This is a genomic window from Actinoplanes sp. NPDC051388, assembly GCF_055586225.1.
The window spans coordinates 173967-190215 of sequence record NZ_JBVJIP010000001.1 but is presented as its reverse complement, the minus strand read 5'-3'; the positions used below and the strand labels follow the sequence as shown (position 1 = coordinate 190215).

The 16249-nt window shown below is 72.3% G+C and carries 16 protein-coding genes; 6 read left to right on the top strand and 10 right to left on the bottom strand.

Annotation, left to right across the window (positions count from 1 at the left end):
- From ACZ6TI_RS00980 to prmC, 3 genes are all read right to left on the bottom strand, one after another.
- Nucleotides 1-416 (bottom strand): arsenate reductase/protein-tyrosine-phosphatase family protein (locus ACZ6TI_RS00980; protein WP_465342912.1); only part of this gene is annotated, 416 nt, incomplete at its 3' end.
- Between the two features lies 1 nt (nt 417).
- Nucleotides 418-1113, bottom strand: coding sequence for an L-threonylcarbamoyladenylate synthase (locus ACZ6TI_RS00975; RefSeq protein WP_465342911.1), 696 nt, complete (start codon nt 1111-1113; stop codon nt 418-420).
- Nucleotides 1091-1900 carry a peptide chain release factor N(5)-glutamine methyltransferase gene (prmC, locus tag ACZ6TI_RS00970; RefSeq protein ID WP_465342910.1) on the bottom strand — a complete coding sequence of 270 codons (810 nt, stop codon included), beginning with the start codon at nt 1898-1900 and terminating at the stop codon, nt 1091-1093. Before prmC ends, ACZ6TI_RS00975 begins: the two co-directional genes overlap by 23 nt.
- 112 nt (nt 1901-2012) lie before the next feature.
- On the opposite strand from prmC, the gene ACZ6TI_RS00965 reads away from it, so the two are divergent.
- From ACZ6TI_RS00965 to ACZ6TI_RS00955, 3 genes are read left to right on the top strand one after another with little or no spacing between them, the layout of a single operon-like run.
- The gene (locus ACZ6TI_RS00965; protein ID WP_465342909.1) at nt 2013-3521 is read left to right on the top strand and encodes a GGDEF domain-containing protein; all 1509 of its coding nucleotides are present in this window, start codon (nt 2013-2015) and stop codon (nt 3519-3521) included.
- Complete coding sequence (locus ACZ6TI_RS00960; protein ID WP_465342908.1) at nt 3518-4816, top strand: outer membrane protein assembly factor BamB family protein; 1299 nt, start codon at nt 3518-3520, stop codon at nt 4814-4816. Before ACZ6TI_RS00965 ends, ACZ6TI_RS00960 begins: the two co-directional genes overlap by 4 nt.
- A complete protein-coding gene (locus ACZ6TI_RS00955) occupies nt 4816-6132 on the top strand; it encodes an outer membrane protein assembly factor BamB family protein (protein WP_465342907.1) in 1317 nt (438 codons plus the stop codon). The genes ACZ6TI_RS00960 and ACZ6TI_RS00955 overlap by 1 nt, the downstream gene beginning before the upstream one ends.
- Here the strand turns inward: ACZ6TI_RS00955 and prfA are convergent.
- Together prfA and rpmE are read right to left on the bottom strand one after the other, a co-directional pair.
- Nucleotides 6116-7207, bottom strand: a complete 1092-nt coding sequence (prfA, locus tag ACZ6TI_RS00950) for a peptide chain release factor 1 (protein WP_465342906.1) — start codon at nt 7205-7207, stop codon at nt 6116-6118. The two genes, ACZ6TI_RS00955 and prfA, sit on opposite strands and share 17 nt — an antisense overlap.
- A 78-nt stretch (nt 7208-7285) precedes the next feature.
- Nucleotides 7286-7522 (bottom strand): 50S ribosomal protein L31, encoded by a 237-nt coding sequence (rpmE, locus tag ACZ6TI_RS00945; protein WP_465342905.1) that lies wholly within the window; start codon nt 7520-7522, stop codon nt 7286-7288.
- 170 nt (nt 7523-7692) lie between these two features.
- On the opposite strand from rpmE, the gene ACZ6TI_RS00940 reads away from it, so the two are divergent.
- The gene (locus ACZ6TI_RS00940) at nt 7693-8109 is read left to right on the top strand and encodes an AAA family ATPase (protein WP_465342904.1); all 417 of its coding nucleotides are present in this window, start codon (nt 7693-7695) and stop codon (nt 8107-8109) included.
- The gene (locus tag ACZ6TI_RS00935) at nt 8106-8693 is read left to right on the top strand and encodes an RNA ligase family protein (RefSeq protein WP_465342903.1); all 588 of its coding nucleotides are present in this window, start codon (nt 8106-8108) and stop codon (nt 8691-8693) included. The genes ACZ6TI_RS00940 and ACZ6TI_RS00935 overlap by 4 nt, the downstream gene beginning before the upstream one ends.
- On the opposite strand, the gene ACZ6TI_RS00930 is transcribed toward ACZ6TI_RS00935, so the two are convergent.
- The 4 genes from ACZ6TI_RS00930 to thrB all read right to left on the bottom strand — a co-directional run bounded on the left by ACZ6TI_RS00930 (nt 8690) and on the right by thrB (nt 14334).
- Nucleotides 8690-9610 carry a S66 peptidase family protein gene (locus ACZ6TI_RS00930; protein ID WP_465342902.1) on the bottom strand — a complete coding sequence of 307 codons (921 nt, stop codon included), beginning with the start codon at nt 9608-9610 and terminating at the stop codon, nt 8690-8692. The two genes, ACZ6TI_RS00935 and ACZ6TI_RS00930, sit on opposite strands and share 4 nt — an antisense overlap.
- Nucleotides 9611-9619: 9 nt before the next feature.
- Entirely contained in the window at nt 9620-10789 is a 1170-nt protein-coding gene (locus tag ACZ6TI_RS00925) for a nitric oxide synthase oxygenase (protein WP_465342901.1), read from the bottom strand.
- A gap of 132 nt (nt 10790-10921) precedes the next feature.
- A complete protein-coding gene (gene rho / locus ACZ6TI_RS00920) occupies nt 10922-13087 on the bottom strand; it encodes a transcription termination factor Rho (RefSeq protein ID WP_465342900.1) in 2166 nt (721 codons plus the stop codon).
- Nucleotides 13088-13389: 302 nt separating this feature from the next.
- Nucleotides 13390-14334, bottom strand: coding sequence for a homoserine kinase (gene thrB / locus ACZ6TI_RS00915; protein ID WP_465342899.1), 945 nt, complete (start codon nt 14332-14334; stop codon nt 13390-13392).
- A gap of 52 nt (nt 14335-14386) precedes the next feature.
- On the opposite strand from thrB, the gene ACZ6TI_RS00910 reads away from it, so the two are divergent.
- Nucleotides 14387-14782 (top strand): hypothetical protein, encoded by a 396-nt coding sequence (locus ACZ6TI_RS00910; RefSeq protein WP_465342898.1) that lies wholly within the window; start codon nt 14387-14389, stop codon nt 14780-14782.
- On the opposite strand, the gene ACZ6TI_RS00905 is transcribed toward ACZ6TI_RS00910, so the two are convergent.
- Nucleotides 14764-16020: an MFS transporter gene (locus ACZ6TI_RS00905; RefSeq protein WP_465342897.1), complete on the bottom strand. Its 1257-nt coding sequence runs from the start codon at nt 16018-16020 to the stop codon at nt 14764-14766. The two genes, ACZ6TI_RS00910 and ACZ6TI_RS00905, sit on opposite strands and share 19 nt — an antisense overlap.
- Nucleotides 16021-16249: the final 229 nt, after the last annotated feature.

Sequence of the window (16249 nt, the reverse complement as noted above, 5' to 3'; positions counted from 1 at the left end):
CCCTTCTGCCTCCCCCGGCGAAGCGCAGTTTCGCCTTCCACCCCCCCAAAAGAAACCGGGACAACCCCCCCAACAGAGAGGCGCCCCTCACCCGCGCCCGGCCCCAACGCCACCACGTAGTCGAACTGGTCGGCGGTGGCGGTAAGGATCAGGTCGGCCTCGTCCAGGAAGTCGCCGCGCAGCTTGCGGGCCTCGAAGCCGTCGGTGACGCCGCCGCGGGCGCGCACCTGCCGGGCCGCGGGCGGGTTCATCTCCTCGCCCTCGTGCCAGCCGCCGGTGCCCGCGCTGGCGCTGACCACCAGCGTCTCGGCGGCCTCCGGCGCACGGTCGCGGATCGCGCGGTCGAGCAGCCGCTCGGCCATCGGCGAGCGGCAGATGTTGCCCATGCAGACGTGCAGAACGGTGAACGGCGCCACGTCAGGAGGCCTCCGGCTCGAGAATGTCCGGCACCACGTCGCGCAGTTTCTCCAGCGGGATCGCGCCCATCCGGACCACGCGCGGGGTGTCGCCGGTGACGTCCACGATCGTGCTGGGCGCGGGCTCGGCCGCCGCGCCCGCCTCCAGATAGATGCGCACCGAATATTCCAGCTGCTCGCGCGCCTCCTCGGCGGTGGTCGGCGCGACCCCGCCGATCTTGTTGGCCGCGGTCACCGCCATCGGGCCCACCTCGCGCAGCACCTCGAGCGCGACCGGGTGCAGCGGCATGCGCACGCCCACCACCCCGCCGGTCTCCCCCAGATCCCACTGCAGGCTCGGCGAGTGCTCGACCATCAGGGTCAGCGCTCCCGGCCAGAACGCGTCGGCCAGCTCACGCGCCGCCTTGGGCAGGGAATAGACCAGTCCGTCCAGCGTGTGCCGCGACCCGACCAGCACCGGCGGGGCGATCCTGCGTTCCATCCCCCGGGCGTTGTGCAGGGCACTCACCGCGTGCGGGGTGAAGGCGTCCGCGCCGACGCCATAGACCGTGTCGGTCGGCATCACCACCAGCTCGCCGCTCTTGACCGCCTCGATGGCGGCGGCGACGCCGCGGTCGCGATCGGCCAGGGTGCGGCAGTCGTAGAGCATCACGAGATGCAGTCTGCCATGCCGTTCATCTCCGGCGTGCGGTCGCATATCGCGGCCGGCCGGTGAGGTCGTCGTGCTCGGCCACCTCGTCGAAACGGCCGTCCGCCCGGAACAGCTCGGGCACCACGAGCGCGTGCGTGTCGTCGTGCTCGATCCCGGCCACTCCGCCCGGTTTCAACAGCCGCGCGGCGAGCGCGACGACCGGGCGGATGACGGCGAGGCCGTCCGCGCCCCCGAACACGGCCTCGGCGGGATCGTGCGCGGCCACTTCTTCGGGTACGCGGGTCCCGGCCGGCACGTACGGCGGGTTGCAGAGCACCACGTCCACCAGCCCGTCCAGCTCGCGCAGCAACTCGGGATCGGTCACGTCGCCGGGCACCACCTCGACCCGGTCGCCGGCGTTGCGGCGGAGGAACTCGAGCGCGGCCGGCGACCGTTCGACGGCGAGCACCCGGCCGGGCTCCGCCTCGTCGGCCACCGAGAGCGCGATCGCCCCGCTGCCGCTGCACAGGTCCACCACGGTCGCGCCGGCCGCGGTGTGCTCGATCCCCCACCCGGCCAGCAGCTCGGTCTCCGGCCGCGGGATGAACACCCCCTCGCCCACCGCCAGGTCGAGATGCCGGAAGGAGGTTTCCCCGAGCAGGTGCTGCAGCGGGATCCGCCGGGCCCGGCCGGCCACCAGTTCGGCGAACCGCGCGCTCTCCCCGGTCCGCATCGCGTCGACCAGCGCGAGGCGGCCGCGTCCGATTCCGAGCACCGCGGCGGCGAGCAGCTCGGCGTCCGCCCGGGGCGACTCGACGCCCGCGGCGGTCAGGTCCGATATCGCTCTGACCATGATCGATGCGAATGGTGTCCGGTCCGTCCCAGCCGAGGGGTGTTCGTCAGCCGCTGTCACGGCATAATCATGAAACGTCGTGCGTGACGGCGATCGGCCGGGGAGGCGCCTGGTGAGTTGGTTGGACCAGCTCGCGGACAACGTCGAGGATTTGCGGGAGGCGGGGCGTCTGCAACAAGGCGGCAGGTCCGCCAAGGCTCTGCCCATCCTCGACCGCGTCCTCGACTCGACTGCCGACCCCACGACGCGGGCATACGCGCTGGTGCAACGCTTCGGCGCGCTCATCAATCTGGGCCGGGTGGCCGAGTTCGCCACCGCGATGACGGCTGCCTCGGCGGCCGTGCGCGAGGTCCCGGATCCCTATCTGCGCGGTCAGATGCACGCCTTCGCCGCGCTCGCCGCCCATCTGCAGAGCGCGCTGGACCGGGGCGTGACCCATCTCGTGCAGGCGTCCCGGGCGCTGGCCGCGGTGCCGGACGGCGACACGGAGACCGCGTGGGGCTGGCACGACCTCGCGATGGCATATTCGTACCTGGGTTTCCACGGGCATGCCCTGACCGCTATTGAACAGGCGCGTGAGGTCGGCGCGGCGGCCGGCCTGCCGGCCGAGGTGTTCGCCGCGCCGGGCATCCGGCTGCGCAACGCGGTCTCCCTCGACCACCACGGCGACTCCGACGGTTGCCTGCGCGTGCTCCGCGACATCGACGCCGAGCTGGTGAGATACGTGGCCACCGGCGCCGACCAGCGGCTGCGCCCGCACAGCCGGGCGGTCTACGGCTATGCGCTGGCCCGGCGTGCGGCGCTGGGCGAGCGCACCGGCGCGGACGCGGCGGCCTGGCTGACCCGTGGCGGCGACAGCGCGCGCACCCGCGACCTGCGCCACCTCGGCGGGGTCTGCCTGGCGATCGCCGCCGACCGGCCGGCCGAGGCGCTGGCCCAGCTCGACGCGGTGCCGGTCGCGGCCGACGTGCTGGGCGCCGCCGAACCGGCCCGGCTGCGCAGCATCTGCTACACCTCGGCGGGCGACCACGCGTCGGCGCACGCGGCCGACCGGCACGCGTTCCGGCTCGCCGCCCAGCGCGTCGACCGGCTGCGCGACGGTTATCTGGACGGCGTGGCCGCCCGGCTCGACGCCCAGGACATCCAGCAGCGCGACTCCGGCCGCTACGGCGACGAGACGCTCACCGACCCGCTCACCGGCCTGCCCAACCGGCGCCAGCTCGAGCACTACGTGACCGGCATGCTGGCCCGCGGCGAGCGCGCCGCGGTCGGGGTGTGCGACCTGATCGGCTTCACCGCGGTCAACGCCCGGCATGGCCGGCACTGCGGTGACCTGGTGTTGCAACGTATCGCGGGGGTGTTGAATCGGGTGATGCGACGCGGTGACTTCGTCGCCCGCTTCGGCGGCGACGAGTTCGTGGTGGTGCTGCCCGGGGCCGGACCGACCCAGGCGGCCGAGGTGTCGCGCCGGATCAGCGCCGCCGCCGCAGCGGAGAACTGGCAGGTGATCGTGCCCGGCACGCCGATCGGGGTGGCGGCCGGCTGGTCCGAGGTGGGCACCAACGGGCGCAGCCTGAGCGCCGCCCTGGCAGCTGCGGCCGCGGCCCGCACACCGGCATGACCCTGATCGAGCTGGGCGAGATCTCGTCCGGCTCAGCCACCACCCCGCCGCCCGAGCGGCGGCTCCGGCGGTCCGACCTGCGCTGGCCGATCGCGGCGGCACTCGCGCTGGCCTGCCTGGTGTCGGTGACCGCGTCGGCGGTGCCGGCCGAGCCGCAGGGCCTGCGCACGCTGTGGAGCATGCCGGCCGACTCGCAGCCGTTCGTGCTCGACGGCGACACCCTCTATCGCGACCGGGTGGACCCGGATCCGCTGGTAGAGGCATACGACACGGCGACCGGGCGGCTGCGCTGGAGCAGTCCGGTCGAGCGCACCGCCGACTGGCTGGACACCTCGGTGCCCGGACTGCTGATCATGGCGATCGCGGGCGACCAGCCGGCCGGCATCGACTCCAAGACGCTCGCCCTCGACGAGCGCACCGGCGATCTGCTCTGGCAGAGCCCCGGCCAGCTGGCGTTCAGCGGCGAGCACGGGGTGCTGCTGGCCGACTGGGAGGAATCGAGCAACGCGCTGCGGGGTCTGCGGATGGTTCGGCCGGGGGACGGCGGCGAGGTGTGGACGTACGAGCCGTCCGAGCCGCTCTCCACCTGGGCCACCGGCGCCGGCTGGTTCGCCACGGTCACCCCGGCCGGCCGGGTCGAGGTGCGCGGCCTGGCCGACGGCTCGCTGCTGCGGGCCGGCACGGTGCCCTGGCAGGCCGGCGATCTCGACGACGAGAGCGGCGACTACTCCTACGTGCACGGCACCGAGGAGATGATGCTCGTCGTCCGGCAGCAGGGCGCCGCCCAGCTGATGACGGCCTTCGACGCGGACACGCTGCGGCCGGTCTGGACCTGGCGCGGTGAGGGGCGCGGCGGCGTCTTCCCGTGCGGTGCGCTGATCTGCGCGGGCGACCGGCCCGGCGTCGAGGCGCTCGATCCGGCCACCGGCGACCCGGTCTGGTCCAGCCCGGGCTGGGACTACGCCCGGCCGCTGGACGGACCGCGGATGCTCTACGAATCGCACCGGGACACCAACCACGGCGTGGTCGACGCCCGCACCGGCAAGGTGCTGACCGTCTTCCCGAACGGCCTGGTCGCCCCCGATCCGGTCAACGGCGACGTGGTGGTGCTGGCCTTCACCGCGACGCAGCCGGCCGAGCTGGCGGTCTATCGCCTGCACCACGACGAGCTGGCGGTGCGCGGCGCCCTGGGCGGCGCCACCGACCAGGGCTGCCAGTTCTCCGAGGGACGGCTGGCCTGCATGATCGGCTCCGGCAACAAGGGCTACCGCCTGGTGGTCAAGGCGGTCGGCTGATGACCGTCATCGAGCTCGGCGAGCTGTCCTCCGAGGCGCCCGCGTCGGCGGAGCGGCCGATCCGGGCGCGCGACGTGCGGTGGATCGCGGTGGCGGTGCTGACCGTCGCGGTGCTGCTCGGCGTCGCCGGATCGGCGCGACCCGAGGAGCGCGGCCTGCGCACGCTGTGGCGGATGCCGATCACCGAGCAGTTCACGCTCGACGGCGACATGCTCTATGTGCACCGGGCCGGCCTGACCCCGGGCGTGGTCGCCTATTCGGCGGTGGACGGCGAGCGGCTCTGGACCTATCCACTGCAGACCCCGCCGGGCTGGCTGAACACCAGCGTCCCGGGCCTGGTGCTGGTGCCGTCGGTGGCTCAGCAGGCGGACGGCTCGAACACCGTCCAGGACACCCTGGCGCTGGACGCCCGCACCGGCGCGCTGCGCTGGCGGCACCGGGGCGAGGCCACCCTCGGCAGTCCGGACGGCATCCTGCAGCTCGAGTGGGACCCGCGCGGCCAGCTGATCCGGATGCACCTGGTGCGGCCGGCCGACGGCACGGTGCTCTGGAGCAGGACGCTGCCCGGACTGACCACCACGTGGACCGTGGCCGGGGACGACCCGGCCCGTCCCGCCCTGGTCGTCACGGGCACGTCGGGCGGGCGGATCGAGGTGCGCCGGATCGCCGACGGGTCTCTGGTGCGGGCCGCGACCGTGCCCTGGCCGTCACCGGCGTCCCTGGGCGAGGACTCGTACGCATACCTGCACACCACGGGCGACCTGCTGTTCTCGGTGCGCACCGAGGGGACGCGGCAGACTCTGACGGCGTTCGATCTGCGTACCCTGGATCGGGTCTGGGGTCGCACCGAGCCGGCCACCGCCGGGGTCTTCGACTGCGGGCGGCTGGTCTGCGTCGGTGGCGGCGGCGGTCCGGAGGGGGTCCGCGCGCTGGACCCGCGGACCGGCCGGGAGCGGTGGCGCAGCCAGGGCTGGGATTACGCCCGCACGCTGCACGGCACCCGGCTGTTCGCGGAGAACCACCGGGCCACCAGTTCGGGCGTGATCGACGCCACCACCGGACAGATGATCACCGCGTTCCCGCCGGGCATGGCGGTGTTCGACTACGCCACCGGCGACCTGGTGCTGCTGACCATCACCCGCGATCCGCCCACCCGGCTGGCCGTCCACCAGCTGCTCGACGACCGCCTGGTGCTGCGCGGCGCCGTGTCGCAGATGTCCGACCAGGGCTGTCAGCTCTCCCGGGGGCGGCTGGCCTGCGCGATCTTCGAGGTCGGCGTCCCCGGCATCACGGTCGCCGTCATGGCCGTCGGCTGATCTCCGAGCCACCGGCCAGCCGGGCCGCCCGGTCCGCCTCGGCCAGCGCGTCCAGCACCGCGTCGAGGTCGCCGCCGAGCGCCAGGTCGAGGTTGTAGGCGGTGTAGCCGATCCGGTGGTCGGTGATCCGGTTCTGCGGGAAGTTGTAGGTGCGGATCCGCTCGGAGCGGTCCACCGTGCGCACCTGCGCCTTGCGCGCGTCGGACGCGGCGGCGTCGGCCTCCTCCTGCGCGGCGGCCAGCAGCCGGGCCCGCAGGATGCGCATCGCCTGCTCGCGGTTCTGCAGCTGGCTCTTCTCGTTCTGGCAGCTGACCACGATGCCGGTGGGCAGGTGGGTGATCCGGACCGCGGAGTCGGTGGTGTTCACCGACTGGCCGCCCGGCCCGGAGGAGCGGAACACGTCCACCCGGATGTCGCCGGGCTCGATGTGCACGTCGACGTCCTCGGCCTCGGGCAGCACCAGCACGCCGGCCGCGCTGGTGTGGATGCGGCCCTGCGACTCGGTGACCGGCACCCGCTGCACCCGATGCACGCCGCCCTCCCACTTGAGCCGCGACCAGACCCCGTGGCCGCCCTCGGGCACGCCCTTGGTCTTGACCGCCGCCGACACGTCCTTGACCCCGCCCAGGTCGGAGTCCTGCGCGTCGATGATCTCGACGCTCCAGCCGTGCCGCTCGGCATAGCGCGTGTACATCCGCAGCAGGTCCCCGGCGAACAGCGCCGACTCCTGACCGCCCTCGCCGGCCTTGATCTCGATGATCACGTCCTTGGCGTCGTGCGGGTCGCGCGGGATGAGCATCTCGCCGAGCTTCTCCTCGAGCGGCGCGAGGGCGGCGGCGACCGCCTCCACCTCGCCGGCGAAGCTCGGGTCCTCGGCCGCCAGTTCCCTGGCCGCGGCCAGGTCGGCGCGCGCCGCCTCCAGCTCGTGGTAGGCGGTGTTCAGCGGCGCCAGCTCGGCGAACCGGCGGCCGACCCGGCGCACCAGCGCCTGGTCGGCGTGGATCGACGGGTCCTCCATCTGCTTCTCGAGGTCGGCGTATTCGGCCAGCAGGGTGGTCAGCCGGTCAGTGCTCACGGTCGTTCTCCTGTTGTCTTTTTGAGAAAAGCAAACGACGCCCGACCCCGGAATCGGGGTCGGGCGTCGTCGGAGAAGCTACTTCTTGTCGGCTGCCTTCTTGCCGGCGTTGACCTTGGCGTACTTGGCCTGGAACTTCGCCACCCGGCCCGCGGTGTCCAGCACGCGCTGCTTGCCCGTGTAGAACGGGTGGCAGGCGCTGCAGGTCTCGACGCGGATCTCGCCGCCCTTGGCGGTGCTGCGCGTGGTGAAGGTGCTGCCACAGGAGCAGACGACCTCGGTCGCCTGGTACTGCGGGTGAATGTCGGGCTTCATGTGCTTTTCGGTCCTCTCGAGTGGCGGTCGCCGGGTCGTCCGCATCCAGGCGGACGGGAACCGGAACCTGTGGCCGATGTACCAGTCTGCCATGCCATCTGGTCGACCGGTCCAGGGGGTGGAACGTGAGGCCCTCTCGCCGCATTCCCGTCGTCGTGGAAGATGTTCCGGTGACCAGGCTGCTGATCACCCGGGGGCTGCCGGCCTCGGGCAAGACCACCTTCGCGCGCCGGCTGCAGCCGTGGGTGGTCCGGGTCAACCGCGACGACCTGCGGCGGATGCTGCACGGCCGGCGGATCTTCACGCCCTGGGCCGAGGGTCAGGTCACCGCGGTCCAGCAGGGCATGGTCGAGACGCTGCTCACCGCCCGGGCGGACGTGATGATCGACGACACCAACCTGCGGCCCGGCCTGGTCCGGCAGTGGGCGGCGACGGCCACCCGGTTCGGCGCGAAGTTCGAGGTGCACGACTTCACCGCCGTGCCGGTCGAGGAGTGCCTGCGCCGCGACGCCGCCCGCGCCGAGGAGGACCGGGTCGGCGAGTTCGCCATCCGCCGCATGCACGAGCGTTACGTCGCCCGCCGATGAGCAGCGCCTTCCACCACCTCCCCGACTCGTCCGGCGGGCCGGTGCAGCCGGATCTGTCCTGGTTGGACGGTGAGCTCGTAGTGACCGAGAAGCTCGACGGCGGCCCGCTGACCTTCACCCGCGACGCGTTGCACGGTCCGCACGGCGCACCGGCGCAGGGCTGGGATCGGCCGGCGACCGCGCTCTGGACGATGATCGCGCACCGCATCCCGGACGAGTGGCGGGTCTGCGGCGAGTCGATGTGGGCGCGCCGGCGGATCGCGTACATCGATCTGCCCGGCGTCTTTCTGGTGCACGGCATCTGGGACGAAACCGACACGCTGCTCGGCTGGGACGACACCGTCGACTGGGCGGAACGCCTGGAACTGCCGGTGGTTCCGGTCCTCTATCGCGGCGTCGGCCTCTCCGCGGCCCGCGCCGCCTGGTCGCGCGGGCGCGACCCGCGCACCTCCGAGGGCTTCGTGGTGCGCAGCGCCGGCCGGATCCCCGCGGCCGAGCTGTCCCATCAGCTCCTCTGCTGGGTACGCCCACAGCACGGCCCAGCCCCCACCCTGGAAACCTTCGAGGTCAACGAGTTCGCCTAGCCGACCGCCACCGATTCGACGGTGAGCGTGCCCGCGTCGGCGTCGAGCACCGCCGGCACGCCCAGCCCCACCGCGGTCTGCTCGTCGCCGTGCCCGATCGGCAGGCCACCGAGCACCGGCACGCCCAGCCCCTCGAGCCGCTCGATCAGCACCTCGGCCGCCGACGGCCCCGGATCGGGATCGACGCAGTCCGAGAACTGGCCCACCGCGACCCCGGCGACCCCGTCCAGCCAACCGGCCCGCGCGAGCTGCACGAGGTATCGGTCGATCCGATAGGGCTCCTCGTTGACCTCTTCCAGCAGCAGGATCGCGCCGCGCAGATCGGGGCGGTGCCGAGCGCCCGCGGTCGCCGCCAGCACCGTGAGGTTGCCGCCGAGCAGCACTCCCGTGGCCCGTCCGGGCATCCGCACCGGGAAGGTGCTCTCCGCCCGGTCCGCGGTCAGCACCACCGGGTCGGTGGTCAGCAACGCCTGCCGAGCCCCGATCTCGGTCGGGTGACCGCCGCCCGGCTCGGTGTAGGCCGCCGTCGGCCCGTGCACGGTGGCCAGCCCGGCCTCGCACCACAGCGCGAGGTGCAGCGCGGTGATGTCGGAGAAGCCCATCACCAGCTTCGGATCCGCGCGGGCGGCCCGGAAATCGAGGTCGTCGGCGATCCGCTGAGCGCCGTATCCCCCGCGCAGGCACCAGATCCCGCGCACCTCGTCGTCGCGCAGCGCGGCGTTGAAGTCGGCCAGCCGATCCGCGTCGGTGCCGGCGAACAGCCCGTGCCGGCCGAGGGCGTGCGCGCCGAGCCGCGGGCGCAGTCCCCACCGCTCGAGCACCTCCAGCGGACCGGTCGCCCGCTCCGGCGCCAGCGGCCCGGACGGCGACACCAGCGCGACCACGTCACCCTCGCGGAGCACCCTCGGCCGGATCATCCCCGCAGCCTAAGGTTTCGCGTACGGGCACCGGGATCCGTCGCGTGCCAAGGTCGCCGCCTCGTCGTCCAGGTAGAAGGCCGGCCGCAGGTCCAGCTCGTCGTAATAGCGGTGGAACACGGGCGTGAGCGCGCCGGACATCGGCGGCACGATCCAGGTCCAGTCGGCCGGCACCCGCCGCCCAGCCCGTTCCTCGTTGCGCAGATGCGCCATGAACCGCTGCGCCTCGGTGTGGTGGTCGCTGATCTTCACGCCGGCCTTCTCGAACGACCACAGCACCGCCCGGTTGAGCTCGACCAGCGCCCGGTCCCGCCACAGCGTCGACTCCCGGCTGGTGTCCAGCCCGAGCCGGGCCGCGACCGTCGGCAGCATGTCGTAGCGGTCCGCGTCGGCGAAGTTGCGCGCCCCGATCTCGGTGCCCATGTACCAGCCGTTGAACGGCGCCAGCGGATAGTGCACCCCGCCGACGGTCAGCCGCATGTTGGAGATCGCCGGGACCGCGTGCCAGCGAAGCCCGAGCTCGGCGAACCAGCCGTGCTCGGGATGCGTGATCGGCACCTCGCGGATCGCGCGCTCGGGCAACTCGTAGAGCCGCACCCCCTCGCCCGGCGTCTCGATCACCAGCGGCAGCACGTCGAACGCGTCACCCTTGCCCCGCCAGCCGAAGCCCCGCATCGCCTCGGTGAACGCGATCGCCCGCGGGTCGCCGACCGTGCGCCCGGTCTCGTCGCGATAGCCGGCGTAGCGGATCAGCTGCTCGTTCCACACCCGGGCGTAGGGCTGGCCCGGCTGGGCGGCGGCGAAGATGCTGATCACCGGGCGGATGGCCGACCGGCCCGCGGCCTGCAAGTGGTGCACGAGCAGCGAGTAGATGTCGTCCGCGGCGCGGGCCCGGCGCCGGTCGAGCACCACCAGGCTGCGCCAGTAGAGGCGGCCGATGCACCGGCCGGCGTTGCGCCAGGCCATCTTCGCGCCGTAGGACAGCTCCTCGGTGGTGTGCACGTAGCTGCCGGTCGCCGCGATCTGCGCCCGCACTATCGCCAGCCGCGGTTCGACCGGGCCCAGCCGCGGATTTTCGAGATAGCACTGGCGCAGGAAGTCCTCGGCCTCCTTCGCGTCGACCGGGGCGACCCGATCCCAGCGCTCGGTCGGTTGGTCGCGGTAGCCCGGCACGATCATCGAGCAACCTCCCCACGTTGAGCCGACGTGCTCAGGGAGGTTCGCACGACCCCGGACGTGGTCGATCACACATGGTGTGCGACGAAAAGGGCACCGGGATAACCCGGTGCCCCTTTTGTGCAATTGGTTCCGTTACTCGCCTGGCGTCGACTTCGCGATCTGCATCAGGAACTCGATGTTCGTCCGGCTCTGCTTGAGCCGGTCGAGCAGCAGGTCGAGTGCCGCGCCCGAGTCGAGCGAGTGCAGCACCTTGCGCAGCTTGTGGATGATCGCCAGCTCTTCCTTGCCGAGCAGGATCTCTTCCTTACGCGTGCCGGACGGGTCGATGTCGATGGCCGGGAAGACCCGCTTGTCGGCGATCTTCCGATCCAGCTTCAACTCCGCGTTGCCGGTGCCCTTGAACTCCTCGAAGATGACCGTGTCCATCATCGAACCGGTCTCCACCAGCGCGGTGGCGAGGATGGTCAGCGAGCCGCCGTTCTCCACGTTGCGCGCCGCGCCGAGGAAACGCTTCGGCGGGTAGAGCGCGGTGGAGTCGATGCCACCCGACATGATCCGGCCGGAGGCCGGCGCCGCCAGGTTGTAGGACCGGCCGAGCCGGGTCACCGAGTCGAGCAGCACGACCACGTCGTGGCCCAGCTCGACCAGCCGCTTGGCCCGCTCGATGGCGAGCTCGGCGACCGCGGTGTGGTCCTGCGGCGGCCGGTCGAACGTGGCCGCGATGACCTCGCCCTTGACCGAGCGCTGCATGTCGGTGACCTCTTCGGGCCGCTCGTCGACCAGCACGACCATCAGGTGGCACTCGGGGTTGTTGTGCGTGATCGCGTTGGCGATCGCCTGCAGCACCATGGTCTTGCCGGCCTTCGGCGGCGACACGATCAGCGCGCGCTGCCCCTTTCCGATCGGCATGACCAGGTCGATGACCCGGGTGGTGAGGATGTGCGCCTCGGTCTCGAGACGCAGCCGCTCCTGCGGGTAGAGCGGGGTCAGCTTGTAGAACTCCGGCCGCCGGCGCGCCTCCTCCGGCTCCATGCCGTTGATGGTGTCCAGCCGGACCAGCGGGTTGTACTTGTCCCGCCGGGCGTTGCCGCTGCCGCCGTCGTTGCTGTCCCGCGGCGCCGAGCGGACCGCGCCGGTGACCGCGTCGCCCGCGCGCAGGCCGTGCTTCTTGACCTGTGACATGGACACGTAGACGTCGTTCGGGCCGGACAGGTAGCCCGTGGTGCGGACGAACGCGTAGTTGTCCAGCACGTCGAGGATGCCGGCCACCGGAACCAGGACCTCTTCCTCGTTCGGCTCGCGCCCCCCGTCGCGGCCACCGTCACGCTGGCCACCGTCACGCTGGCCACCATCGCGCTGGCCACCATCGCGCTGGCCACCATCGCGCTGGCCGTCGTTGCCGTCCCGGTCGCCGCGACCCCGCCGCCGGTCACGGAAGCGGCTGCGCCGACTGCGCCGGCCGCCCTCACCGCCGTCGTTGTCATCGTCGTCGTTCGCGTCATTGCGGCCGCGGTCGTTGCCGCCGCGGTCGCGGTCGTTGCGGTCGTTGCGCGGCTCGCCACGGTCACGCGACTCGTTGCGGTCACGGGGTTCGGCGCGGTCACGGGGCTCGGCGCGGTCACGGGGCTCACGGTCGCCGCGCGGCTGGTCGCCGGCCTCGCCGCGGTCACCACGGTCGTTGCGCTCGCCGCGGTCGTTGCGGTTGCGCTGGCGGTCACGGCCGCCACGCTCGCGGTCGCTCCGCTCGCGGGTGTCGGTCTCGCCCTGCGCGGTCTCGGCCGCGGCCGGTGAACTCTGCACGACGGCCGGGACGCTCTGCGGCGGGGTGTTCTGCACCGGCTGGGTGTCCTGAGCCGGGGCCGTCTCCACCTTGGCGGTCTCGACGGTCTTCACCGGGGCGGTCGCCTTGACGACCGGCGCGGTCGCCACCGCGATCGGTGCGGGCTCGGCGATCGATGCGGGCTGGGCGATCGATGCGGGCTGGGCGATCGCCGTCTCGGCGGCCGCCGTGGCCGCGGCGCCGTTCGCACGGCTCCGGGACCGGGTGGGCGTGGTGGCGGTGGCCTTCTCGGCCGGGGCGCCCCCGCCCTGACGCTCGGAGATCGCGGTGATCAGCTCGCCCTTGCGCATCCGGGCGGTGCCGGAGATGCCGAGGGACGCGGCCAGACTCTGCAACTCGGGCAGCAGCATCGCGGACAGACCGGTGCCGCCACGGCGACGCTTGGTGGCGCTCGGTGTGCCGGCGCCGTCGTCAGCGACGTCAGAAACACCCGACGTCACGTCGGTGGTGTCGCTCAATGGATTCCTTCCGTCGAAAAATGCCGAGTCACCCGGGTCTGCAGCCATGGTGGCGGGTGCCTCGGTGCCCGCCTCGCGCCAGCGATGCGGGGGTGTTGTGCAGCACGGCAGCTCGACGGTTTCCCGACCCATCTGTCAGAGATGGATAGGTCTCGGCGAGTGCACCGATCGATCAGATGACTGCTGCTCGGCGTGTGCCTTGATGAGAATTGAGACAGGCAAGAACTGCCATGGTCTCGGGGGTGCGCGCCGAACCGCGGTTGATCGCTTTGCTTCGCGGCTGTGCCAGGTCTAGAGCGTAGTCAACTCGTGCGACCTGCGGCAACAGTGGTCCGCTCGGCGTGTCCCACCATACCCCCTTTGACAAGGGCTCCGGTGCCATCCACGCCCAACGACTCGGCGCGCCATTCTGTTCCCGCCCGGAAATCGCCCGGGACCTCGGTGAATGCGAGCACCGACGGGCCCGCGCCACTGACCGTGGCGGCCACGCCGACCGAGCGCAGGGCGGCCACCAGCGAGGCGGTGCCCGGCATGGCCTCGGCGCGGTAGCCCTGGTGCAGACGGTCCTCGGTGGCCGGGAGCAGCAGCGTTGGGTCGGTGGTGAGCGCGTGCACCAGGAGGGCGGAGCGACCCGCGTTGAACGCCGCGTCCTGGTGCGGAACCGCAGGTGGGAGTGCACGCCGGGCGGTGGCGGTGTAGCCCTTCTCGGCCGGCACGAAGATCGTCGGGCGTACCGAAGGATGGGTTTGCAGCTTTGCCGCCCGAGCCCCGGAACCCTCGGTCCAGGCGATCGTGAAGCCGCCCAGCAGGCACGGCGCGACATTGTCCGGATGACCCTCGATCCGTGCCGCCACGCGCAGCGCGCCCTCGTCGCCGAGAGCCTCCACACCGCCCGCCACCAGGGCGCGGGCGAGCTGGACGCCGGCCACGATGGCGGCCGACGAGGAACCCATGCCGCGCGCCTGCGGGATGCGGTTGACGCAGGTCACGATCAGTCCGGAGGGCCGGCCGCCGAGCTCGTCGAAGGTCTCGAGCATGGCCCGGACCACCAGGTGTCGCCCATCCGTCGGAAGCTCGCCGGCGCCCTCGCCGGTGATCTCGACGGCGAACCCGGCGTCGGTGACCCGCGCGGTCAGGTCGTCGTGCAGGGTCAGTGCGAGACCCAGCGCGTCGAAGCCGGGACCGAGGTTGGCGCTGGTCGCCGGGGTGCGCACGGACGCCGGCTCGGCGGCGAAGGTCAGGCCCATCCGCTCATGCTAGATCCGGACCTGTCGCACCCACCCGATACCTTCGGCGACCATGGAATACCTGTTCTCCAGCGTGATCGGCACGCTGCCCAATTTGATCCTGCTCGTCGTGCTGATCGTCGGCCTGGTCCTGGTCGTGCAGCGGCGCGCCCGGATCGGCCCGCGGGCCGCCACGCTGGCGCAGTTCGGCCTCGTGCTGCTCGCCGTCAACGTGATCCTCCGGGCGCTCTGGGTGATCCTGTTCCCGCAGCTGATCCAGGCGCTCGATGTGCGGGCGACCGGCTTCGGCGTGCTCAGCGCGACCGTCGGGCTGATCCTCACCCTGGTCGAGGCGGCCGGCCTGATCCTGGTGGTCGCGGGTCTGGTGAGCAGGTCGCCCGGCTCCGATCCGGCTCCGCCGGGTTATCAGCCGCCCGCCGCCGACCCGGCCTATCGCAGTCCCGGCTGAGGCTCGTCGGCCGGCGGCTCGACGTCGACCGGGCCGTCGGTCAGCGACAGCTTGCGGGTCGCGATCCGCCAGCCGATGGCATATGTCAATGTGATCAAACCGCAACCTGCGAGGATCACCCGCTCGCTGACGTGATCGACCACGGCCGCCGCGCCGAGCTGGCTGACCGCGATGGCCAGCGTCGCCAGCATCATGTCGGTGGCGAAGACCCGGCCGCGCAAGCGATCCGGCACCTCGCCCTGCAGCGCAAAGTTGGAGAGCACCCAGTTCGTCCCGCCGGCGAAATGCGCGACGAAGACCAGCACGAGCACCAGCCAGAACCACGGGGTGACGGCGACCCCGAGATAGCCGATGCCATAGAGGCTCATGGAGAGCGCCAGCCCCGGCAGCAGCCAGCTGCGGCGGCGCAGCACCGGCGCCATCACCAGCGGGCCGACCAGCGCGCCCGCGCCGCGCACGGCGAAGAGCAGCCCGGCGCCCAGCGCGCCGACCCCGAAGAGCCCGGCCAGCAGCGGAAAGACGGTGAGCACGCCGTTGCCCAGCCCGACCGCCGACTTGACCGTGACCAGCGCCCGGATCCGCGGCCGGGCCCCGATGTAGCGCAACGCCTCGAGCAGCGCGTGCCAGGTGCGCGGGTGCTCGCCGGACTCGCGCGGGGCCTGCAGCGGCCGCCGGATCAGCGCCGTCACGCCGGCCCCGAGCAGCAGGCAGACGACGGTCACGCCGAAGCAGACGTAGGGTCCGAACGCGCTGCTCACCACGCCGCCGAGCGAGGCGCCGACGATCGTCATGGTGCCCCAGGCCGAGCCGGAGACGGCATTGGCCGCCGCGAGATCCTCGGCATCGACCACATTGGGCAGAGCCGCGGTGGCCGCCGGCGAATAGAAGGCCTTGGCCACCGCCACGGCGCCGACCGCGACGAGAGCGAGCGGCGCGGTCGCCGCGGACCGCACCAGAAAGAGCAGCGCCACCGCCACGACCGCGGCCAGGTTCGACACCATCATGATCTTCCGCCGATCGAACCGGTCGGCGATCGTGCCCGTATAAGGCAGCAGCAACGCGATGATCCCGGTGTCGGCGGCCAGCACCAGCGCACCCCACACCCCACTGCCGGTGAGCTCCGGCAACAACACGAGCAGCGGCACCATCACGAACCAGTCGGACCCGAACACCACCAGCTCAGCAGCGAAGAGCCGCCGGAAGTCCCGGTTCCGCGCCACCAACCCCAACGAGCTCACACGGCCCGACGCTACAACCAAAAACCTTTTCCGGTACGCCCACCGAAAGTTGCCGTGGCCCACACCCGGCCGCCGTCGGCCGCAAGCCGATCACGCCGCTTCCGGCCCATCACCCCACGAAAAGCCCACCCCGCCGGCGCCGCCACCTCCCTCCCCTTCCTTCCCCGGCACCGCCACTTCCTCTCCCCAGCACCGCGACCTCCCCAGCACCGCGACCTCCCCGGCACCG